The 21387-nt window shown below is 49.3% G+C and carries 23 protein-coding genes, 1 tRNA gene and 2 pseudogenes; 13 read left to right on the top strand and 13 right to left on the bottom strand.

From position 1 onward, the window contains the following. Positions 1 to 29 precede the first annotated feature (29 nt). Genes HMPREF0860_RS00865 through HMPREF0860_RS00875 form a run of 3 tightly spaced genes read right to left on the bottom strand, consistent with a single transcriptional unit; the run spans position 30 to position 1949 of the window. The gene (locus tag HMPREF0860_RS00865; protein WP_021329902.1) at positions 30 to 893 is read right to left on the bottom strand and encodes a CPBP family intramembrane glutamic endopeptidase; all 864 of its coding nucleotides are present in this window, start codon (positions 891 to 893) and stop codon (positions 30 to 32) included. Between the two features lie 59 nt (positions 894 to 952). Next, positions 953 to 1759: a hypothetical protein gene (locus HMPREF0860_RS00870; RefSeq protein ID WP_021329979.1), complete on the bottom strand. Its 807-nt coding sequence runs from the start codon at positions 1757 to 1759 to the stop codon at positions 953 to 955. Further along, positions 1749 to 1949, bottom strand: coding sequence for a hypothetical protein (locus HMPREF0860_RS00875; protein ID WP_021329911.1), 201 nt, complete (start codon positions 1947 to 1949; stop codon positions 1749 to 1751). Before HMPREF0860_RS00875 ends, HMPREF0860_RS00870 begins: the two co-directional genes overlap by 11 nt. 158 nt (positions 1950 to 2107) lie before the next feature. Between HMPREF0860_RS00875 and HMPREF0860_RS00880 the strand changes: the two genes are divergently transcribed. Continuing rightward, a complete protein-coding gene (locus HMPREF0860_RS00880) occupies positions 2108 to 3235 on the top strand; it encodes a lipid II:glycine glycyltransferase FemX (protein ID WP_162146981.1) in 1128 nt (375 codons plus the stop codon). A 73-nt stretch (positions 3236 to 3308) separates the two neighbouring features. Here the strand turns inward: HMPREF0860_RS00880 and HMPREF0860_RS00885 are convergent. From HMPREF0860_RS00885 to HMPREF0860_RS00900, 4 genes are all read right to left on the bottom strand, one after another. After that, positions 3309 to 3381, bottom strand: a tRNA-Pro gene (locus HMPREF0860_RS00885). A 59-nt stretch (positions 3382 to 3440) separates the two neighbouring features. After that, a complete protein-coding gene (gene mtaB / locus HMPREF0860_RS00890) occupies positions 3441 to 4862 on the bottom strand; it encodes a tRNA (N(6)-L-threonylcarbamoyladenosine(37)-C(2))-methylthiotransferase MtaB (RefSeq protein ID WP_021329919.1) in 1422 nt (473 codons plus the stop codon). Positions 4863 to 4877: 15 nt separating this feature from the next. Further along, positions 4878 to 5735 (bottom strand): tetratricopeptide repeat protein, encoded by an 858-nt coding sequence (locus tag HMPREF0860_RS00895; RefSeq protein ID WP_021329898.1) that lies wholly within the window; start codon positions 5733 to 5735, stop codon positions 4878 to 4880. Position 5736: 1 nt separating this feature from the next. Beyond that, entirely contained in the window at positions 5737 to 6096 is a 360-nt protein-coding gene (locus HMPREF0860_RS00900) for a bactofilin family protein (protein WP_021329904.1), read from the bottom strand. A 463-nt stretch (positions 6097 to 6559) separates the two neighbouring features. On the opposite strand from HMPREF0860_RS00900, the gene pta reads away from it, so the two are divergent. From pta to HMPREF0860_RS00915, 3 genes and pseudogenes are all read left to right on the top strand, one after another. Further along, positions 6560 to 7591, top strand: coding sequence for a phosphate acetyltransferase (pta, locus tag HMPREF0860_RS00905; protein ID WP_038080741.1), 1032 nt, complete (start codon positions 6560 to 6562; stop codon positions 7589 to 7591). Further along, positions 7592 to 8845, top strand: coding sequence for a CapA family protein (locus tag HMPREF0860_RS00910; RefSeq protein ID WP_021329922.1), 1254 nt, complete (start codon positions 7592 to 7594; stop codon positions 8843 to 8845). It begins immediately after the preceding gene. Then, positions 8836 to 11406: pseudogene (locus tag HMPREF0860_RS00915) on the top strand (helicase-related protein). The gene HMPREF0860_RS00910 and the pseudogene HMPREF0860_RS00915 overlap by 10 nt, the downstream one beginning before the upstream one ends. Here the strand turns inward: HMPREF0860_RS00915 and HMPREF0860_RS00920 are convergent. Together HMPREF0860_RS00920 and HMPREF0860_RS13480 are read right to left on the bottom strand one after the other, a co-directional pair. Then, the gene (locus HMPREF0860_RS00920; RefSeq protein WP_021329940.1) at positions 11403 to 12269 is read right to left on the bottom strand and encodes an SIR2 family NAD-dependent protein deacylase; all 867 of its coding nucleotides are present in this window, start codon (positions 12267 to 12269) and stop codon (positions 11403 to 11405) included. The pseudogene HMPREF0860_RS00915 and the gene HMPREF0860_RS00920 overlap by 4 nt on opposite strands. A 68-nt stretch (positions 12270 to 12337) precedes the next feature. Then, positions 12338 to 12469, bottom strand: a pseudogene (locus HMPREF0860_RS13480) (GNAT family N-acetyltransferase); the annotation flags it as partial. A gap of 316 nt (positions 12470 to 12785) precedes the next feature. Between HMPREF0860_RS13480 and HMPREF0860_RS13485 the strand changes: the two are divergent. Further along, a complete protein-coding gene (locus HMPREF0860_RS13485; protein WP_081670677.1) occupies positions 12786 to 13172 on the top strand; it encodes a TIGR02328 family protein in 387 nt (128 codons plus the stop codon). Between the two features lie 90 nt (positions 13173 to 13262). After that, the gene (locus HMPREF0860_RS00925; protein WP_021329907.1) at positions 13263 to 13700 is read left to right on the top strand and encodes a GNAT family N-acetyltransferase; all 438 of its coding nucleotides are present in this window, start codon (positions 13263 to 13265) and stop codon (positions 13698 to 13700) included. A 277-nt stretch (positions 13701 to 13977) separates the two neighbouring features. On the opposite strand, the gene HMPREF0860_RS00930 is transcribed toward HMPREF0860_RS00925, so the two are convergent. Next, positions 13978 to 14520 (bottom strand): GNAT family N-acetyltransferase, encoded by a 543-nt coding sequence (locus HMPREF0860_RS00930; RefSeq protein WP_021495405.1) that lies wholly within the window; start codon positions 14518 to 14520, stop codon positions 13978 to 13980. Between the two features lie 16 nt (positions 14521 to 14536). Then, entirely contained in the window at positions 14537 to 15331 is a 795-nt protein-coding gene (locus tag HMPREF0860_RS00935; protein WP_021329938.1) for a protein-ADP-ribose hydrolase, read from the bottom strand. Between the two features lie 222 nt (positions 15332 to 15553). Between HMPREF0860_RS00935 and HMPREF0860_RS00940 the strand changes: the two genes are divergently transcribed. After that, positions 15554 to 16585, top strand: a complete 1032-nt coding sequence (locus HMPREF0860_RS00940; RefSeq protein WP_021329976.1) for a class II fructose-bisphosphate aldolase — start codon at positions 15554 to 15556, stop codon at positions 16583 to 16585. A 124-nt stretch (positions 16586 to 16709) separates the two neighbouring features. Here the strand turns inward: HMPREF0860_RS00940 and HMPREF0860_RS00945 are convergent, their stop codons facing one another. Further along, positions 16710 to 17432, bottom strand: coding sequence for a hypothetical protein (locus HMPREF0860_RS00945; protein WP_156002049.1), 723 nt, complete (start codon positions 17430 to 17432; stop codon positions 16710 to 16712). A gap of 223 nt (positions 17433 to 17655) precedes the next feature. On the opposite strand from HMPREF0860_RS00945, the gene infC reads away from it, so the two are divergent. From infC to HMPREF0860_RS00975, 6 genes are read left to right on the top strand one after another with little or no spacing between them, the layout of a single operon-like run. Continuing rightward, the gene (gene infC / locus HMPREF0860_RS00950) at positions 17656 to 18210 is read left to right on the top strand and encodes a translation initiation factor IF-3 (RefSeq protein WP_021329991.1); all 555 of its coding nucleotides are present in this window, start codon (positions 17656 to 17658) and stop codon (positions 18208 to 18210) included. Beyond that, entirely contained in the window at positions 18203 to 18403 is a 201-nt protein-coding gene (gene rpmI, locus HMPREF0860_RS00955; protein WP_016520365.1) for a 50S ribosomal protein L35, read from the top strand. The genes infC and rpmI overlap by 8 nt, the downstream gene beginning before the upstream one ends. A gap of 17 nt (positions 18404 to 18420) precedes the next feature. Then, complete coding sequence (gene rplT, locus HMPREF0860_RS00960) at positions 18421 to 18780, top strand: 50S ribosomal protein L20 (protein ID WP_021329928.1); 360 nt, start codon at positions 18421 to 18423, stop codon at positions 18778 to 18780. Between the two features lies 1 nt (position 18781). Further along, positions 18782 to 19138 (top strand): cell division protein ZapB, encoded by a 357-nt coding sequence (locus tag HMPREF0860_RS00965; protein ID WP_021329984.1) that lies wholly within the window; start codon positions 18782 to 18784, stop codon positions 19136 to 19138. Continuing rightward, positions 19139 to 19441 carry a cell division protein ZapA gene (zapA, locus tag HMPREF0860_RS00970; RefSeq protein WP_021329982.1) on the top strand — a complete coding sequence of 101 codons (303 nt, stop codon included), beginning with the start codon at positions 19139 to 19141 and terminating at the stop codon, positions 19439 to 19441. It begins immediately after the preceding gene. Beyond that, positions 19438 to 19935: a DUF188 domain-containing protein gene (locus tag HMPREF0860_RS00975; RefSeq protein ID WP_021329910.1), complete on the top strand. Its 498-nt coding sequence runs from the start codon at positions 19438 to 19440 to the stop codon at positions 19933 to 19935. Before zapA ends, HMPREF0860_RS00975 begins: the two co-directional genes overlap by 4 nt. A gap of 100 nt (positions 19936 to 20035) precedes the next feature. On the opposite strand, the gene HMPREF0860_RS00980 is transcribed toward HMPREF0860_RS00975, so the two are convergent. After that, entirely contained in the window at positions 20036 to 21322 is a 1287-nt protein-coding gene (locus HMPREF0860_RS00980; protein WP_021495413.1) for an HD domain-containing phosphohydrolase, read from the bottom strand. Positions 21323 to 21387: the final 65 nt, after the last annotated feature.

Below are 21387 nucleotides of genomic sequence, written 5' to 3' on the forward strand. Positions count from 1 at the left end.
CGGTAGTATATCGCAAAGAATATATGGCATCAAAATACGGAAGGCAAGTTTTTCCGTTTACGCAGATATAGAATATACACAAAGATAAAGGACAGGAACTGTGCCGTTACAATCCGTATGATTTGCAAATGATCGCTTCCCCTGCTCGACACAACGTGAACTATATTGATAACGGTATTGTTAAAAAAGTGGTCTGCCATACCCGCCCACAAAGAGCCGGTCATCTTGTATAAAAAACTCATCTTCAAACCGTAGACGAATGAGAACGCTACATACCCCGCGCTCAAAAGCAGCATCGGAGCGAACTTCATCTGCCCTTCTATAAACGCACGTGCCGGCATTGCTATATGCCATAGGCCGAACAGCAAAGCGCTTATAAAAACAGCCGCCTTAAAATCATATCGTTCGCGCAAAATCCGCGTAAAAAGTCCGCGGAACAAACCTTCTTCCATCCATACGTTGAGGATATTGAATAAAAGAATAAAACCGATTCCCACGCTTATAAACTCGGTTTTTTTTATCAGCAAAAAACTGCCGGAAGCTATCGTCAAAAAAGGAGACGCTCCCTGCACATACAGTGCGATACACTCGGCCGCATATACGAACGCATAAAAAACAAAGCCCAAAGCAAAACCCAAGCCGATGTTTTTCAGCCGATTGGCGCACGTAAAACCTATATCCCGCCAATGCAAGCCCGATACGAAAAGCACGACGAAAATTACAACGATACCGCACACTTTATGAATAAAGTTTTCACCGATAACGCTTTCGTCCGTTTTGAGCGTCAAATATTCCCACAGGCGAAACGCATAACATATAAGGTATATTGCAATACATACCGACAGGGGATATTGAAAGACGACTTTTCCGATTGCCTTTTTATTTTGTTCCATTCGTATGCTCCTTCGTCCGTGTCGGGCGATAAATCTAAAACTCGTGATTAAAAGAAAAATTAAAAGCCGTGCCTGTAACTGAGTGCGATGCGATTAAAATACCATTCGCGTCCGCTTTGCCGTAAGCCCGTTAAAACGTCTTTTGCAGCGGAGGCTTTTTCGGTATAGCTGCGGCGGCTTGCAAATTTAAACTGCAGGGTAAGGCTGTCTTTTTTGGAAAATTCAAATACCATAATCGGGCTTATCGATATGGTCGTAAAATTCGGATTCATCGAATGATATCGGGCCGCGAAATCTTTTTTACCGTTCAGCTGACCGCCCAATTCGGTTTGCACACCGACCGTTTGCAATATCAGCGGCATTCGGTAGGCGGCAATAAAACTTACCGAATACTGCCAGCCGTTTATTTTTTCGCCTGCAAGCTGGTACAGCCACGGGTTCCCGTTTTCGCCGCCTGAAGTGATGCCTTGATAGGTTAATGTATAGGCCGCATAAGCGACAAGGTGGTTCCAATCGCCGGGGTTGACCGCGGCAAAATCGAACATAAAAGCGCTCTGAAACCATGCCTCCCAAAATGCGCTCTGAAAGGTACGATCGTCGTATGCAGCCGCTATGGGATTCCATGCCGCAATTCCCTGAAGCTTAAGAGAGCCGGTTTTAATCGTCCATCCGATACCGATTGAACTGCCGGCGGAAAAACTTAAAAAAGCGATGGGCGAAAAACTCACTCCCACGCCCGGTGCGATCGATACGGGGCTTAATTCAAACTGCCCGTATACTCTGAGTTTGTTTCCGCTTACCAACGGATTATCTCCGAAGGGAACGGGAATCGTATAGCCTGCCGTTCCCGTTACGCTAAGCTTCACTCCGCCGTACAAACCGGTCAGCGGCGCAAAATGTCCCCCCCCCCGCTGAAGGGATGGTATCGCTTTTCGGATAATAGGCAAAATCGGTTGTAATCGAAAAATCCCACGGACTTTCCGGCTCGGCGTTTTCGGCAAAAGCCGCGCCCAGTACAACGAGCACGGCACAGCATACAAATACTTTCTTTTTCATACGGATTCCTGTAACGCAGGGAACACCGATCTGGCCGCACTCGACACAATCGGATTTTTTCTCTCACACCAGTATATCGCAAAAACAAAAAAATATACAATCCGTCTGCACTGAAGCCGGCGTTGCGCCTTTTGCGTTTAATTGTTATGGTAGCCTTTATGGTTGCGATCGAACAGGTATCTCCGGAAGCGTTTCCGCCCGAAGACAATCTTTTTCAAACGGCGTTTTGGGGGACATTTAAAAAATGCGCCGGACAGAAACCGTATTTTTTTTCGGTGACTTTTACGGACGATGCGTCGTCATCCGTGTACACCTTTCCGTTTTTGGCGCTCCTTCGATCTCGTCACGACGGCAGCTGTTATGCATACGCGCCGAAAGCTCCGTCGATTGCGCTGCCGGCCGAACAGAGAGGCACGCTTCTCGAAGAGCTCGCGCTCGCCCTCCGTCCCCATGTTCCGGAAAACTGCATTTGCCTGCGCTGCGATTTGGCATGGCGGAGTCAATACGGCGGGGAAGAAATCGTCAAGCCGGAGACGGCACAGCTTGCGCTCAACTGGGGCACGAAAACGCATAAACTGCGGAAAGCGCCGGGAAATCACCTTGCACCCGACACCGTCATTATCAATTTATCGCTTACGCCCGAACGGATCCTCTCCCGCATGAGGGCGACGACGCGGAACTGCATACGCCGCTCGTACCGGAGCGGCATCGATTTTGCCGTCGGCGGCATCGATATACTGCACGATTGGTACGCGCTGTACGAAGAGACGGCAAAGCGCAAAGGTTTTTATTATGAAAGCGAAGAGTATTTCAATATCTTGTTTTCGCACAAGCGCATTCAGGAAAATACCTTTCACGAACCGCCGCCGCGAAAAAAAATCGAATCGATAAAAAAAGAGATCATACCGCTCGCCGCCCCCGCTCCGCTTCCGCAGTTCCACATCATGACCGCATCGAAGGGCGGCAAACTTCTTTCGGGAATCGTCATCGCGCTTTCGGGACGCAATGCGTATTATATGTATGCCGGTTCCGGTACGGAATTGAGAGAGCTCATGCCGAACTACGGACTCCAGTGGGAAGCGATACGCTTTGCGCGAAGTAAGGGATGTACGCGCTACGACCTCATGGGCATTCCGCCGAACGACGACGCATCGAATCCGATGGCGGGACTCTATCTTTTCAAAACCGGATTCGGCGGCGAAAAAGTACGCTTTGCGGGCAGCTGGGATTATCCGTACGATGAAGATCGGTACGCCTACTTTAGGCTCGAAGAGCAGATGCGGTAAAAGGATGTGCGATCATTTAATGATTTTCAAAACCTGCAATTTTCCGAGTATCCGCTTGCACGGTTTCCGTTAGTCGGGATAGGGCGGTTCGAACGCCCGACATCTTGCTCCCAAAGCAAGCGCGCTACCGGCTGCGCTATATCCCGAAAACGAAAGAAAGTATAGCCCGAATGCCGATTTTTGTAAATCGCTCTAAAGCGCAGTCTCATCTTACGAGTTCGGCTTCCGCTTCAAGTTCATCGCCCCGCCGTATCGCATCGATACACGGCGTGAGGATGCGCACACGGATATCGCTTCCCGGACGCGGCACGGAGATGCCCGTACAACGAACCCTGCAATGGATGAAATTTTCGGTTACCGCTCGGATATGAAAAACTCCGTCGCCTTCTTTTGCGTTTTCTGCAATCGCGCGCACGGTCGTGCCGCAAATCGATTCGATATAGGACATTTTACTTTGCAGGGCGAAATCGGAAAGCAGACGCACCCGCTCGCGCACGGCCGCCGAAGGAACTTTCGGCGTCATCGAAAAAGCGCGGGTTCCCGGGCGCGGGGAAAACGGAAAGACGTGAACGTATGCAAAGCCGCACGCGCGGCAGAGTTCGAGCGTTTTCGAAAAATCTTCATCCCTTTCGCCGGGAAAACCTGCGATGATGTCGCATGCAAAAAATGCGTTGCCTTTTGCCCGTCTCAACATTGAAACCGATCGGAGAATATCGTCAGCACGGTAGCTTCTGTTCATGGCGGCGAGAATCGCATCGCTTCCGCTCTGTACCGAAAGATGAAAATGAGGGCGCACGAGCTCGTCTTTGACGATGCGGCAAAAGCGGTCGTCGACGAGTTCGGGATACATACTCGATATGCGAAATGCAACGCCGCTCGTTTCATCGAGCGCTTTTTCGAGGAGGTCGGCGAAGGTATAATACGCGCCGTCGTATTCTCCGCGGTACTGGGCGATATTGACCGCCGTAAAAACGATTTCGTTTTGTCCCTCCGCTTTGAGAGAAGCGATTCGGGAAAGCACGTCGCGCACCGGAAGCGAAACCGATTTTCCCCGAGCGATTCGGATCGCACAGTACGAGCAGGCGCTGTCGCAGCCGTCCTGTATTTTAAGGGATGAACGCGAATGCGCAAGAAAGGTATCGGTCGCCAAACGGAAAGATGCTTCGGCTTTTCCCGCATGCGATTTCGTATCGGCAAAAAGCGTCGACGTAAGGAGGTTCGAAAAATCTTCTGCGGAAAATATTTCGTGCGTTTCGATAAAATCCGAAAGGAGCGACGGAACGTCTGCGAGCCTGTCTTTGCAGAGACCCGGAAGGACTGCGACTCGGGGGGCGAGTTCGGCGATTTTATCCGCGGCGAGCTGCGCATAGCAGCCCGTAACGATGACGGAAGAAGCCGGACACTTTTGCAAAAGCAATCGGATTTCGCGCCGCGCTTTTTGCTCCGCCTTTTGCGTTACCGCACACGTGTTTACGACGCACACAAGCACATCGCGAAGAACTTCGCTTGCAGCCGTCGGAGGTATCATGGAAACGGAAAAACGGGAATCGACAAAAAAACGCGCCGCCGACTCGCTTTCGATTTGATTGAGGCGGCAGCCCAAAGTTTCAAAGATGATTTGCGGCAACGTATACCTTGGCGATCATTGCAGACGGGATGCGATGCGTGCTTTGCCGTTTTGCGCGTCGGAAGAAGCGGCATTGAGCAGGAGCGCTTCGTCGTAAGCTTCGGCCGCTTCGTAATAATTGCCCGCCATTTCGCGCGCATAACCCAGCCGCGTCCACCAGCGGTCGAGCAGCGGTTCCTTTTTTACCGCAGCGGAAAGCGAAATATCCGCGTGCTGATAGCGCGCTTGGCGGATATAGATTTCACCCATAAAATAATATGCCGCCCCGACACGGGAGCCGCTTTCGGGAGCATTTGCGACATAGCGCTGAAACTGTTCGAGCGCACCGTTATTTTTTCCGAGATAATATTTCGCTTCACCCAATATTTCAATGAGACGCAGATCGTAGGGGCTGACGGCAAGTCCGTCCGCAGCACGCTGCTCCGCTTCCGCGTATTGCCGGTTTCGAACGAGCGACCAGCACAAAACCACGTAAGATTCGATGCGCGACGGATTACGTGCGATTTCCGTTTCACAGATTTGAATCGCCGCCGCATAGTCGCCGTTTTGATAGAGGACGAGCGCATCACGTTTTTGCGCGCTTTGTCTGCGCTGCGCCTGTGCGGGAGGCACCGGCTGCACGGAAGGCGTCTGAGACGGAGCGGCTTGCACAGAGGGAGTCTGCGGCGATTGCGGAGCAGGCACTTCGTTTTGCGCTTGAGGTGCGGGAACGAGAGCGTCTCCAGGTACTGCTTGCAGTCCAGGCGATTGCGGAGCGGGTGCCGTTTGAGGAGAAGGAGACGGCTCGGCTCCGTCCGAGATTTGAGAAAAAAGCGGAAAGGCAAAGGCAATCGCCAATGTCCATATAATCGATCGTCGTAAAAATCGCTGCATACTATTTTACCATTGTACATTTGCCGGTAAAAGTGCTGCCCGGTTCAAGCACCACCTGTTCCGCCGTGATATCGCCGTCGAGCGAACCCGTCGCCGTAACGAATACCATTTTTTTTGCGGCAACGTTGCCCTTCACTTTTCCTTTAACGAGCACGCGGAGCGCCTTTATGTCCGCTTCGACGGATGCGCCGCTGTCTATAACCAAATCGCTCGTCGCATCGATGCTGCCCTTTACTTTGCCGCGGATCATAAACGGCTTTGCAAAGCGGATACTTCCCGTAAACGTGATATCGCCCTCGATGACGGTATCGAACGCTTCTTCTTCGAGATCGAACAGATCTATATCTTTTACATCGAACATGGCTACACTTTAACGTGAAAAAATTGCTCGGTCAATACGGCACTCAATGACATACGGAGACAAAGGCACAAAATTTTTTCCCCTTTATTAATAAATTGACTATCCCTTGCTATTTTATGTGCGAGGGTTTATTATAAAAGCGCATATTCTATTATAGTAATTGTGGTAATACCGAAGCAGCGCTCTTTGCTGTAAGGGCATATAAGGAGGAAATATGGCTGTTGTAAAAAAATCCGCTGCAAAAAAGACGGCGGTAAAAAAGACAAGCGCCGGTAAAGCGGCAAAAAAAACGACTGTTAAAAAGGCAGCTTCGAAAACGGCAAAAAAGACGGCTGAAAAAAAAGCGGGCACGAAAAAAACGGTAAAAAAAGTTTCCGCTAAAAAATCCGCTGCAAAAAAGACGCCGGTAAAGGCAAAAGCAGCCGTAAAACCGGCAGCGAAAAAGAGTGCGGCAAAGAGCGGCATCGATTTTACAGCCGAGATGATCAAAAAAGCGAAAGCATATCAAAAGTCGCTCGTGCTTCCCGAAGGCGATGAAGAGCGTACGATCAAAGCGGCCGCAAAAATCGTCGCAAAAAAAATCGCAAAAAAAGTGACGCTTCTCGGCTCCCGTGAAAAAATCGAAAGCGCGGCACAATCGCTTAAAGTTTCGCTCGCAGGCATCGACATCATCGACCCCGCAACCTCTCCGTGGCTCGACGATTTCGGTCAAACCTATTTTGAACTCAGGCAGGGAAAGATCAACAAAAAAACGAATCTTCCCGAAGTGGGCGATGCTGCGGCGGGCAAAGCGTATATGCTTTCCGATTATTTGAGCTTCGGTGCGATGATGGTGAGAAAAGGTTATGCCGACGCCATGGTAAGCGGCGCGCGCTCGTCGACGGCAGCTCTCCTCCGCGCGGGATTAAAAGTTATCGGCACGGAAAGCAAAACGGCATCTTCGTGCTTTGTCATGGATATGCACGATTCGTCGTGGGGTCATAAGGGTTTGATGATTTTTTCCGACTGCGCGGTCGTTCCCGAACCGGATGCCGAACAGCTTTCCGACATTGCAGTCGCTGCGGGAAAATCGTGCAAAGCGCTTTTAGGCTGCGACCCGTGCATCGCACTCCTTTCCTTTTCAACAAAGGGTTCGGGCGGCGCTCAGCCTTCGGTTCTCACGGTACAGGAAGCGGTACAAAAAGCGCACGCAAAAGCGCCGTCCCTGTTGCTCGACGGAGAACTGCAGGCGGATGCGGCGCTTATCCCGTCCGTCACCGACAAAAAAGCTCCCGGCTCTCCGGTAAAAGGTAAAGTGAACACGATCGTATTCCCGAACCTTTCGGCCGGAAATATCGGCTATAAACTCGTGCAGCGCCTCGCCCATGCGGATGCGTACGGCCCGATTCTGCAAGGATTTGCCAAGCCGATAAGCGATCTCTCCCGCGGTTGTTCGGTCGAAGATATCGTCATAACGGCGGCGATCACGCTCGTACAGGCGGGAAGCGCCGTATAAATGAAAATCAGGAACAGCTTTTACCTGCTTTTTTGCATCATCGTCCTCGCTTCGTGTAAGACTGTTCCGAAGCAAAGGCCCGCATCGGAAGCGCCCGAAACGCCGAGCGGGCAAAACCTTTCCGTTTCGGCCGAAGAGAATTCCGCACCTTCTTTCGGAAGCGAAAAAAACGATCGCGAAGAGATACAGCACAACCTCACGCTTTTGTTTGCAGGCGATATCATGGCGCATAAGCCGAACTATTCGATGAGCGATTATTCACTCATCTGGAAAGACATCGCCCCGCTCGCCCTCTCGTGCGATTTTTCATTTGCAAACATCGAAGCTCCGGTCGACGACAGCATCCCCTGTGCAAGCTATCCGCGCTTCAATATGCACTCCGAATATCCCGAAGCGGCGATCAGCGCGGGTTTTAACGTCTTTTCTCTCGTAAACAATCACTCGAACGATCAGGGACTTTCGGGGATGAAGCATACGCGCGAGTGGGCGGAAAAAACGGAGAGCGCACACAAAGGCACGAAGCGCGAAGTCTTTTTTTCGGGATTAAAAAAATCGGGCGGAGATGCCATCGGGTATAAAATTATTAAAAAAAACGGATGGACGATTATCTTTTGCGCGGTAACGGAAGTGCTGAACGAAAAAGATTATATCGAATACATGAACTACGTGCCGCCCGCGCCCGATGCGAGGGAAGCGTTCGGAAACCGTATACGGCGCATCAGAGCGGAAAACCAGTGCGATATTTTTATCCTTTCGATTCATGCGAACGTTCCGGAATACATCCGGAGCGTCTCCGCTTCGCAGCGCGCGTATTATTACAAACTGCTCGACTGCGGAGCCGACATCATTTGGGCAAATCACCCGCACATCGTACAAGAGCGCGAGTTTATCGGAAAAAAATCCGAGCGGCGTTTTTCAAAGCTCATACTCTACGCGAACGGCAATACGATAAGCGCGCAGCGTACAAAGCCCGCCTTCGACACGCCCGATGCTCCGCACGAATATACGGGCGACGGACTTTTATACAAAGTGATCTATTATAAAAAAGAAAAAGGCGGCATCGCAATTCTGCACGAAACGAAAGCGCACTACATAACGACGTACATCACGACGGCATATCAATTTGTCATAAAATATCTTGACGACGATTTTATCGCATATCTGGGAAACGCGGGACGGCGGGAGTGGATGCGCTACATCGCCGCGCGGAAGATCATCATGGAAAACACACGGGTACGAAAAACATGGCTATAGATTACAAATCGCTTCCTGTATACGAACAAAAGCAGCGCATTCTGGACACGCTCGCGCACAACCAAGTGATCGTCGTGCAAAGCCCGACCGGCAGCGGCAAAACGACTCAGATTCCGGTCATCCTCTACGAAGCGGGCTACGCCGAAACGGGCATCGTCGCGGTAACGCAGCCGAGACGGATCGCCGCCCTTTCCGTAAGCGAATTCATTTCAAAGCAGCTCGGCACGACCTATCCCGGACTGGTCGGATACAAAATGCGCTTCGAAGATAAAACCGACGCGACGACGAGGATTAAAATAATGACCGACGGCATTTTGCTGCAGGAAATGAAGCTCGACCCGTGGATGTCCAAGTATTCGGTCATTATGGTCGACGAAGCGCACGAGCGGAGTTTGAATATCGACTTCGTACTCGGATTGTTAAAACGTGTTTTGACCGAACGCAAAGATTTCAAAGTCATCGTTTCGTCGGCAACGATGAACGCCGAAGCCTTTTCGTCCTACTTCGACGGATGCCCCATCGTCACGATCGACACGGTTACCTTTCCCGTCACCCTCGTCTACGATCCGCCTGCCGTCTCGGCAAGCACCGTATCGGACGCCGCATGCGACGCGCTTTTAACGAAAATCGAAAACACGGTCGAGCGCGTTCTCGACAACAGAATCGATGGCGGCATTTTGATTTTTTTGCCGGGAGAAAAAATTATTAAAGACTGCCTTTTCCGCCTCGACCGCTCGCCCTTCGCTCGGAAAATCCACACGCTGCCGCTCTACGGCAGGCTTCCGAAAGAAGAGCAGGAGCGCGTTTTCGCTCCTCCCCCGTTCGGAAAAAAGAAAATAATAATTTCCACGAATATCGCGGAAACGTCCGTTACGATAGGCGACATCACGACCGTCATCGATTCTGGACTGGCGAAGCTCAATTTTTACAATCCGCACACGTACACGTCGAGCCTCGTCGAAACGGCCGTTTCAAAAGCGTCGTGCAATCAGCGAAAAGGAAGGGCCGGACGCACGTGCCCCGGCAGCTGTTACCGCCTCTATCCGCGCAAAGATTACGAAACGCGTGAAATGTACACGACCGAAGAGATTTACCGCACCGATTTGAGCGAAGTCGTTTTGCGCATGGCCGAACTCGGCATTACGAATTTTTACGATTTCAACTTTCTCTCCCCGCCTTCCCGTGAAGGAATCGCAGGCGCGGTCGAAACGCTCGTCATGCTGAAAGCGATAACGAAAGACAATACGCTCTCTTCAGTCGGAAAACTCATGGTCGAATTTCCGCTCGAACCGAGGATAAGCCGCATCATCGTCGAAGCGATTATGAAATATCCATCCGTTCTCGAAGAAGCGCTCGTCGCAGCCTCTTTTCTTTCGGCCAATTCCCCCTTCGTACTTCCTCCCGGAGAAGAACTTGAAGCGAGACGAGCGCATCACGCGTTCCGCGACGTACAGGGTGACTTCGTTTCCTACCTGCACATCTTTCGCGCGTACCGCGGCGCTTCGAATAAAGCGCGCTTTTGCAAAAACAGTTTTCTTGACGAACGCGTTATGGCGGAAATCGAAAACATAGACATACAGCTTTCGCAGATCGTCACCGATATGCAGATCCCGATCACCGGAGGCGGAGCGATGAGCGATTATCTGTGCTGCATAGCCGCGGGTATGATGCAGTTCGTATGCGTGCGCGAAGGAAAAGACAATTACAAAACGCTGACGACCGAACACATCTGCATCCATCCGGGAAGCAGCATGTTCCGAACCGATCCGCTGTACATCGTCGCGGGGGAAATCGTACGCACATCGCGCATGTTTGCCATGAGCGTCTCTCCCTTGACGAGGACACTGCTCGACGCGATCGATCCCTCGCTGCGCGAAAAACTTGAAAAAAAATGCACGCGGAAAAGCAAAGCGTACGAAACGGATATCCTTTCCCCGAAACAAAAGGCGAAAGACGAAAACGGAAAACCGAAAAAAATTATTAAAGAGATAAAAGACGAAGAGTGCGTTTCGTTCGGCGGAAAAACGTTCGAACTGAAAAAAATCAAGGGCAAAAAAACCGCGCTTCTGCCCTACGAAAATTTTATCAAGGCGGCAAAAAGCGAAACCGACGAAAACCTTGTAAAACAGGTCGGATGACTCCGCTGCAAAATACTCTTTGAAAACGGCTATACGCTGCTCGACGGTGAAAAGCTCGAACTTGCTTTAAAGCTTGCAAAATCGATTTCGCTTTCTCCTATGCCGGAAAACAAATTCGACAAAAAACTCAACATAAGCCTTGCCGACGAAGGTGCATCCGCACGCCTTTCCGATGCGCTCGACATCGTGCTGGGAGTGGCGGTCGCAAAACAAAAGAGCAAAGAGTACGGCTTCGTGTGCCTCTTTACCGACGGTAACGGCACCTATTGGTTTAAAGTGTCGCGCGGCTTTGCCACGGCGCTCAACGAAAGCCTTTCATCGCTCGAACTCTTAAGCGACGACGTAAACGCCGACTTTACCGAAGCGCAAAAAGAAAAAGCGAACCGCGTATACCGCGCCCTCCACTCGCTGTATGAAGCCTAGCGGGGCTTCATGCTTCGCCGCATTTTTTCCAGCATGCTTGCAATATCGCCGTCTATGCATATCGATCGCCCGCGGATTTCTTCGGGACAGAACGCTTCGCCGTAATTGATGCACGCGTAAAGCGAACGCGGGTTGTCGGCGCACATGCGCCAAAACGGATATTTGATAATGCCGGGCGTATTCGAGCCGACGCCCAATTCCAAAAAGAGGATTTTTTCGTTTTTATGCGCCGCGATAAAGTTGCCGTAGCGTTCGGAGGCTTCGTGCCAACCCTCGTCTTCCACGAAAGTCGAATCGCTTCGAAGGTTCATCGACATCGGTTTTCCGCATCTCGGACAGTACGGAATCAAATCGGATGGAATGCGCATGTCTTTTTGCGTTTCGACCATTTTGCGGACGGCCTCTTCGTTGTTGTAGGTTTTGTCGTGGCAGGGAACGGAACACTGCCATAAGCCGTAATCGCCCTGCGTGTAAAAGAGCCGCGTCTTATCAAAGCCCGCTTTTTGAAAGCAGTGATCGACGTTCGTCGTCAGCACAAAGTAATTCTTACCGTCCGCCAGCTTGCGCAGATTTTCGTACACCGGTTTCGGCGTGTCGGTATAGCGGTTTATCATAATGTAGCGGCTCCAATACGCCCAAAATTCTTCGAGCGTTTTAAACGGATAAAATCCGCCCGAATACATATCGGTAAAGCCGTATTTTTTGCGGAAATCCGAAAAATGTTTTTCAAAGCGCTCGCCCGAATAGGTAAAGCCTGCCGATGTCGAAAGACCCGCGCCTGCCCCTATCAACACCGTATCCGCTTTCGTAAGCGCTTCGTTCAGCCGTTCAATGAGCGGTAAAGATTCATTTGTAAATTCCATAATCTTTTCCTGAATCTCTTTCTATAAAAAATTTAACAAGCCGGCATGCTGTTTTTTCACCTTTTCTTTTTTTCATTTTCATCGGATATATCAACGACAAGCTTTTTCATTCCGTGCAGTTTTGCGTCATTTTCCAGCAATGATACGATTTCCCGTCCCACGCCTTTTCCAGTCATTTCCGGTTTAATGAAATACATGCAATGTACTTTTTATATAAAAATAGCACAAAAATCTACTGTTTTCTACGGTATATACTTTAGCGATGTATTGTAGCGGTGTTATCAACGACAATAACCGCAAATCTCCGCGGACGACTGAAAAATAAACACGACTGCTTGCTGCCAATTGAACAATATACGGCGTATATGCTGCGCAGCATCATTACAAGTGTACTTTATTATCTAATGATTGACAGTTTGCCGCACGTTATGAGAGAATCGAATCGGTCAAAAGAGTATCGGAAAATTTGGGCAGCACATGAGCACTTTGCTCTAAGTTATATATTGAGAGAGTTGGATGAGACTGTGGCATCAAGATATGATCAGCGAATTGCCGCGCCAACAGCTGTTGGGACAACATAGGGAGTGTTGTGCCTTGCGCGGAAACGGCTGGGGCAGGCAGCATGCAACTGTCAATTATGTTTTTCGTTATTCACCCTATCTGCTTTATTGTTATCACCGACTCATTATGGCAGAGATGAATCGGCGAGGCTACAGGGTCAGTCCCGAGTGGTTGGACAAAGACTATCGCGGCAGGAGATGTCCGGCATATAATAATTTAGCGGTCATTGAAGTACCCAATCCCATATATACCGAACATGATGATTGCTATTATCGTGACTGTCTCAAGAATTTAGAAACCAAGGGAATTCATTTGGATTACTATTGTGGGACTCCATTATAAAAAGAAAGTCATTGTTCATCGTTTTTTTTCTCCGGATGTTTCCCTCACTGCGTTTGGGGCGGGCTGAAGAGCGGCTTGGGAGTTGTGATTATGGTAAGAGAAGCGGTTAAAGAAGATTTATATGAATTATTGAACCTATATCTGTTTTTACATGAAAAAGATATTCCGGAAAATTCAAGCCGTCTGGAAAACACATGGAAAACAATTATTGAAGATAAGAATCATCATATCATCGTCAATGAAATAAACGGTAAAATACTGTCGTCCTGTGTTTGTGTGATCATTCCGAATTTGACGAGGGATGTGCGCCCGTATGCGTTTATTGAAAATGTCGTTACGAATGAAGAATACTGCGGAAAAGGATATGCAACGGAATGTCTCAATTATGCAAAGGAGATAGCGATTAAAAACAATTGCTATAAGATGATGCTTTTGACGGGTACAAAAAAAGAAAGCACATTGAATTTCTATAAAAATGCAGGGTACAACAGCGAGGATAAAACGGCATTTATACAGTGGCTTGAGTAAGAAAATAGAAAAGTTTTTCGAAGCAGAGATCTTTATGGAGCAGCCGACTATCAGTGCAAAAACAATTACGGCGGTAAAGATATATTTCGGCTTTAATTTATAAAATCCGAATTTCGGATTTCCAACCGTTCAATTCCGCAATCAAGTCTGTTTCGGTTTGCACTTTTTTTTCGCGCTTATCGATGAGTATGTTGCTGTCGGAATCCAAAAAGCGGGTTCGGCGGCCGGCATTTTGCAGACAATAATTTGAATGTTCGGCAAACTGTTATTATGTTTTTTACTCCTGTAACAACCACGCTTCTTTCGATATACAGGTAAAGTGCTCCGTCCGCAGAACCCCTTTTAAAGCACAGGGAACGTTTTCTTTCGTATGATGATATCGGAAGCTGCATTTTTCCTGCGCCCGTTTCGATTTATCGTTTCCGTCAAAATATCCGCACCACAGTTTTTCGAGTTTCAAATCTTCGAAGCCGTGCCGCATCAGCTCGCGAACCGCCTCCGGAATAAGTCCTTGTCCCCAATACGGTACGCCGATCCAAAACCCTATTTCACCTTCCGTATCGGGAAGGCCGATATTGCTTAACTTGCCGATCATTAAGGCGATACTGCCTACAGGCTGTCCCGTCTCTTTGAGTACGACCGCGTATGACTCCGGTACGGAGAGGATATTACTGATGACGGTTCTGCTGTTTTCAACACTCGTATGGACAGCCCATCCGGCTGTCGGCCCCACGTCGGGATGACTTGCATAGTAAAACAGGTCTTGTGCATCCGATTCTCTCCACGGACTAAGCGTCAATCTCTTTGTTTCCAAAATCATCCGGCTGTTCCTTTTGTCAATTCGTCCGCTGTAAATATAGGCTGTAAATTGCAAAATCTTCGTCGTTGAATACGTTAAACACGACTTTCATCCCGCTTCCGGTTTGCTCGATGTATTTTCGGACGGTTGCTACCGCAATTTCCGCCGCGCGCCGATTCGGAAACATAAAGACTCCGGTCGAAATACAGCAAAAAGCGATACTTTTTACGTTGTGCGCTTCGGCAAGCTCAAGACAGGAACGGTAGCAGGACGCGAGTTCTTCTTCGTGTTTTCTTTGTAATCGCCCCTGCACAATAGGCCCTACGGTGTGGATCACATATTTGCACGGCAGGTTGAACGCGCTCGTGATTTTTGCGCTTCCCGTCGGTTCTTCGTGTCCCTGCTTTCGCATAATGTCGGCGCACACCGCGCGCAGCTGCACGCCTGCGAATGTATGGATGCAATTGTCAATACATAGGTGACAGGGCTGCCAGCAGCCGGTCATAGCGCTGTTTGCCGCGTTTACGATCGCGTCGACTTTGAGCCGTGTAATGTCGCCCTGCCACAGATAAAAAGTTCCGTTCCCTTGTGCGCCGAGAGGCTTTAACTGCGCAAGGTCGGTAATGCCGCTCTCTCGGATCGCTTCCCGTAAATACTCGTCCTGTATGCGCAGGAATTCTTCGCTCGTATCTTGCGGCGGTCGGACGTTCATGAGGGAACGGAGCAAATTCTTTTGTTCCCGCTCGTCATCCGGTATCCGCGCGGAGCGATAACCGGGGTTTTCCTTTAAAAGACAGTCTATTAAAAAAACGCGCCGTTCATTTTGTGTCATACATATTCCTCATTTAATCCGATCGATTATAACAAAAACAAGGCAATGCATAAACTGTTATCGTATACTTTATACTTTTAAAGTCAACAACCGTGAATAGCAACCGTCATTTAGATTATAGCACCTTATTTCAACAAGTCAAAAAATCGCTTGTCACCCGTCCTAAAAACGTTTACAATAGTACGACGATATTATAAGAATATGCAAATATAGGAGTCTTCTATGCACAGTTACAAAGAAATCGGACTGGTCAACACGAAAGTGCTGTTCCAGCAGGCGATGGCCGGACACTATGCGCTTCCGGCATACAATTTCAACAATATGGAACAGCTGCAGGCGATCATCCAAGCTTGCGTTGAAACCCGGTCGCCCGTTATTCTGCAGGTTTCAAAAGGCGCTCGCGCATACGCCGATAAATACATGCTCCGCCATCTTGCAGCAGGTGCGGTCGAATACGCGCACGAACTCGGCTGCGACATTCCGATCGTGCTCCACCTCGATCACGGTCCGTCGTTCGAAGTCGCAAAAGACTGTATCGAAAGCGGGTTTTCATCCGTAATGATCGACGGTTCCGCGCTTCCCTACGATGAAAACGTAAAATTAACAAAGCAAGTGTGCGATTTCGCACACGCACAAAAAGACTACGTCACCGTCGAAGGTGAGCTCGGCGTATTGGCCGGTGTCGAAGACGAAGTGAGCGCTGCCGAAAGCCACTATACGAAGCCCGAAGAAGTACAGGATTTCGTCGGCAAAACCGGTGTCGATTCGCTTGCCATTTCAATCGGTACGAGTCACGGCAGATGCAAATTCACGCCCGAACAGTGTACGCGCACTGCTGACGGTGTTTTGATTCCGCCGCCGCTCGCATTCGATGTACTCGAAGCGATTGAAAAAAAACTTCCCGGATTTCCGATCGTGCTTCACGGCGCATCGTCCGTTCCGGTGCAGTATGTCAAAGAGATCGAAAAATACGGCGGTAAGATTCCCGACTCCGTCGGCATTCCCGAAGAGCAGCTGCGCAAAGCGGCAAAATCCGCCGTATGCAAAATCAATATCGATTCGGACGGACGGCTTGCGATGACGGCGGCGGTCAGACGTGTGCTCGCCGAAGATCCTACAGTGTTCGATCCGCGCCTCTATCTCGGACCGGCACGCGACGAATTGAAAGCGATGTATGCCCACAAAAACAAAAACGTGCTCGGCAGCGCGGGACACGCGATCGAAGCGATGAATGCGATCAAAGCTGCACAATAATGTGACGGTAAAGAAAAATAATAATCGAGCGCCTCGAAAAATTTCAATCTTTTGAGGCTTCATTTGGATTATCAATTTTTGAAAAAAGGCGCGCAAAGCATAAAAGTTTTGCACGCCTTTTTCGTTATTTACGATGCCGACCGAATCTTACACACAAATCGCCGCCGACTATAGTTGTGACGGATGATTTTTTCGGCAAAAAAATCGAAACGGTTTTTTCCGGAAAATCGCCGTGCAAAAAGCGCACCGCTCCGCAAGCTGAAAAAAATACGTACAGGACAAAAAACGGCAGCCATGCGAAAAACGAAAACCCGACAAACCATGCCGTCTCGATCGCACTCGGTACAAAGAGAAAACCGATGAGCGTCGCCAGCAATGTTCGAAGCCTTTTTTCATCCGCACTCGTCCGATAAAGAAACGAAACGCAAACCGCCGACGAGGCAAGCATCGCCGTGTACAGCACGGGCTTGCAAAAAAGCTCGAACGCCGAATACGCCGAACGGCTGCCGGCGAGCACCGTATACGGCAAATAGACCGAAAAAAAAGCGCATAAAAGCGGAAAATAAGATTTTGCGAGGAACGCATTGTCGTCTTTCGAAATTACTAAAAAGATAAGATAGACGGCGGCAACGGGGATGAGCGTATAGGCGAGCAGAATATACGCGTAGTTTACGAAAAATCCCGCGCGCGGCGTACGGTATGAAAAAGAAAAAAACGCTTTGAATGCGCAAAACACAATCGCCGAAAGCGCACCGCCGAGCGCAACGGGGATAACCGCTTTATCTTTTTCATGTATAAGATACCATAAAAGCGATACGGACATAAACATAATCAAAAAAAGATACATGACGATAGCATACATCGTTTAAAAAAAATGCGCAACCGTACGGTACCGGTAAAAACGGCAATACGCTGTGGATCGCTTGGCTCGCTTTTCGGTGCGAGGACGTGGATCCGCGCTTTTCGGCATCCGATACGGCGCAATCGAGCACTAGACATTTCGATATAAATTATTATATAATAGTGCTTACATTACATGGTAGACGTGTTTTCAGACACAAGGAGGATAGTTGGCCTATACTAACAACAATAAGGGTTTACGGATTAACGAACAAATCCGCGTACGGGAAATCAGGTTAATAGATGATGAGGGTAATCAAAAAGGAATCGTACCTACGATTGATGCGCTCAGAATGGCTAGGGATGAGGACCTCGACCTTGTTGAAGTTTCGCCAAACGCGAATCCGCCGGTCTGCAAAATACTCGACTTCGGCAAATACCGGTTTGAAATGGAAAAAAAGCTCCGCGACTCCAAGAAAAACCAAAAGGTATTGAAGCTCAAGGAAATCCGTATGCAGCCGAAAATCGGCCCGGGTGACCTTGACACGAAAGCCAAGCATGTGCAGGAATTCCTCGACGAAGGCAATAAAGTCAAAATCACGATCCGCTTCCGCGGCCGCGAATTGGCTCATACCGAGCTCGGATACGGAGTCCTGCAGGAAGTTCTGAAAAGGCTTACTTCCGCATACGTCGTCGAAAAACCGGCCGCTATGGAAGGCAAGTTTATGTCGATGACCATTTCGGGAAAAGCCAAAACAACAAGTGAGGTAAAATCGAATGCCTAAGATGAAGACGAAAAAATCCGCCGCCAAGCGCTATTCGCTTACGGGCAGCGGAAAAGTCAAGTACAAAAAAATGAACCTCCGCCATATTCTCACCAAGCGTTCTTCAAAACGGAAACGCCAGCTCCGTGCTGCCGGAATTATGGCCGAAGACTCTGCAAAAAAAGTAAGAAAGCAGATGCTGCCGTACGGCTGATTTTCAGGAGTTAAAACATGTCAAGAGCAATAGACGGATCAAAACGTAAAAATCGCCGCATCAAAATCCTCAAGCTTGCAAAGGGTTTCAGAGGCGACAGAAAATCGAATTTCAAAGCCGCAAAAGACGCGGTCGTAAAAGCGCTGCGCCATGCCTACGTCGACAGACGCGACAGAAAGGGCAATTTCCGCGCGCTGTGGATTGCACGTATCAACGCGGCTGTCCGCGATGAAGGGCTTTCGTACTCCCGCTTTATCGACGGTTGTACCAAAGCCGGAGTTGCGCTCAACCGAAAAGCACTTGCAAATATGGCAATCGAAGATCCCGCGGCGTTCAAAGCCGTTGTGGACATCGCAAAGAACGCACTGAAGGCATAATATGATATCGCTCGATCAGATTCTTCTTCTTGAACGAAAAGTGGAAAGCGCTGTGGAAAAAATCTCACAGCTGCAGTCGGAAAACGATGCTCTGCGCACCAAGTGTACCGAGCTCACAAATGCGCTTGCCGACAAATCGGAGCGGCTTTCCTCTATCGAACAGGATCAGAGCAAGATCGAAAACGGCATATTAAAAGCGCTCGACCGGCTCAATTCCATCGAAAATTCCGTACTGAGAGCCGGAAGCGCAGCCTCCGCTGCAAAATCGCCGCAAAGTCCGAAAGCGCCCCAGAGCGCGCCCGTCCGTGCCGCCGAACCGAAAAAAGCGGAAGATGACGGACAGTTCGATATTTTCTAAATGGGTTCCCTTCAAATCGACTTGCTCGGTTCTTCTTTTGCAATCAAGGCGAACGAAGAATCGGCCTACCTTGAAAAACTGCTCGGCTATTATAAACGCATCACCGAAGAAATAAAAAAAACGGGCGGTTTGACGAAACCTGTCGAAATAGCGATTATGAGCGGCATCACGCTCGTCGATGAATTATATAAAGAAAAATCAAAAAACGCGAAACTCTTAAACGGCGGCGATTCGGCGGACGATGAAGAAGCCGAACGCCTTACGCTCCGCATGATAGACAGGATCGATAAGGCGCTCAAGTGAAAGTTGTGCGCGTGTGGGTGGATGCCGACTCCTGCCCTCGATCGGTACGCGATTACATCATAAAAAAAGCGGCATCTCTTTCGTTTGCCGTTACTTTCGTTGCGAACCGCACCGTTCCCGTCGATGAAAAATTATTAATTAATAAAAAATCGTCTTTCGAAATGCTCACTTGTGAAAACACGCCCGGAGCGGCCGACGATTGTATCGCTTCGCGTGCGGAACACGGCGACATGATCGTCACGCGAGACATTCCGCTTGCAGCAAAGCTTACCGAACGGGGCTTGTGCGTTTTAAACGACCGCGGTACGTGCTATACAAAAGAGAGTGCGAAAAAAAAACTTGCCGACAGGAATTTCAATATGCAGCTTGCAGAGGCGGGTCTTACGGGCAATAAAAAAAACGTCTACGGCAAAAAAGAATTCGCGCTCTTTGCCGCGTGCTTCGATAAAAAGATAATCGAATTGATCCGCGAACGATCGCACTCGCATCCGTAAACGATACGGCTCTTTCGCAAAGTATTTGCAAAAATGACATCTCATGCGTTTTGCAGCGGGCATTGTGTTCGATTTTACGGCGTTCCGCTGCCGGATATTTTCAAACCGATTTGCCGTGCTCTTCAGGACACGAGTCTTCGTCGGGATAAGCGAGCAGGATCGCAGAAATACGGCTTTTTACCTGTAAAAATGCGGCGACGATTTCGGGGTCGAACTGCGTGCCCGCTCCTTTTTCGATCTCTTCAAACGCTTTTTCGATCGGCCACGCGTCTTTATACGATCGGCGATGGCTGAGCGCATCGAACACGTCGGCGACGCTTATGATGCGCGCGGCGAGCGGGATCGCATCCCCTCCCAAAGCATCGGCAGGAAAAAGCGGTTCTCCGATTTTATACGCGTGGTAATCGATATTGCCGGGGTAACCCGCGCTCGATTTGTTCCACGCTTCGTGATGGTGCAGTGCAACGTCACGGCACATCAAGTCGAGCATGGATGAGCCGTCGCCGAAAATTTGCGCTCCGATGCACGTGTGCCCTTTCAATATGGCGCGGTTTTCGTCATCGGGGCCGTAGCGCTTCGGACTGTGGAGCACCGCATCGGGAATGCCGACTTTGCCGATGTCGTGAAATTTCGCGGCGATTTTTAAACAGTCACGGAAACGATGTTTTTCGTGTTCGGGAACATTGTGATTGAATGCCCAGCGGTCGTATATTTCGAGCGAGTTTTCCGCGACGCGCATAACGTGCGGATAGGTTTCTTTCGGATCGCGGAACTCCGCCATCTTAAGCATACGCTGCACCATCAAATTCGTCTGATACGTATTTTGCAGCGCTTGGCGAACGTTCGATGCAAAGTGCGTAATATAGAGCACTGCATCTTCATCGAAGCCGATGAGCTTTCCCGATTCGTCCTGTGCGTTTATGAGCTGCATGACGCCGAGCAGTTTTCCCGACTGCATTTTAAGGGGCAGCGTATAGATTGATTTTGTGTGATATCCGGTCGAAATATCGGTTTTTTTATTAAAGACGAAAGGTTTGTCGGAAGGAATTTGATAGGCATCCTGAATATTGACCGGCTCTCCCGACAGCGCAACGTAGCCGGAAATCGACTTTTCATTGATCGGAACGGAAAAGGAGAGATACGGAAGCTTTTCTCCCGGCTTGAGTTTTTTCAGCTGCGTATCGTTTTGCGCATATTTTATGCGCAGTTTATCGTCTTCGATTTCGTAGATGGAACCCGCGTCCGCTCGGACGATAGCGCGCGTTTCGGTGAGAATACGTTCGAGCAGCACATCGATATCTTGGATTTCTTCAAGTTTTTTTTCAAGCTCAAGAATTTTTTGCAGCTTTTGTTCTTTTTGCAAAACATTTTTCTTTGTCTTTTTCATGCACACTTTTTCCTAATACGGTATTGAATACAAGCCGCGTGCGGAACACGGAAACTGCTCAATTA

The organism is Treponema socranskii subsp. socranskii VPI DR56BR1116 = ATCC 35536, from assembly GCF_000468115.1.
Lineage (GTDB): Bacteria > Spirochaetota > Spirochaetia > Treponematales > Treponemataceae > Treponema_D > Treponema_D socranskii.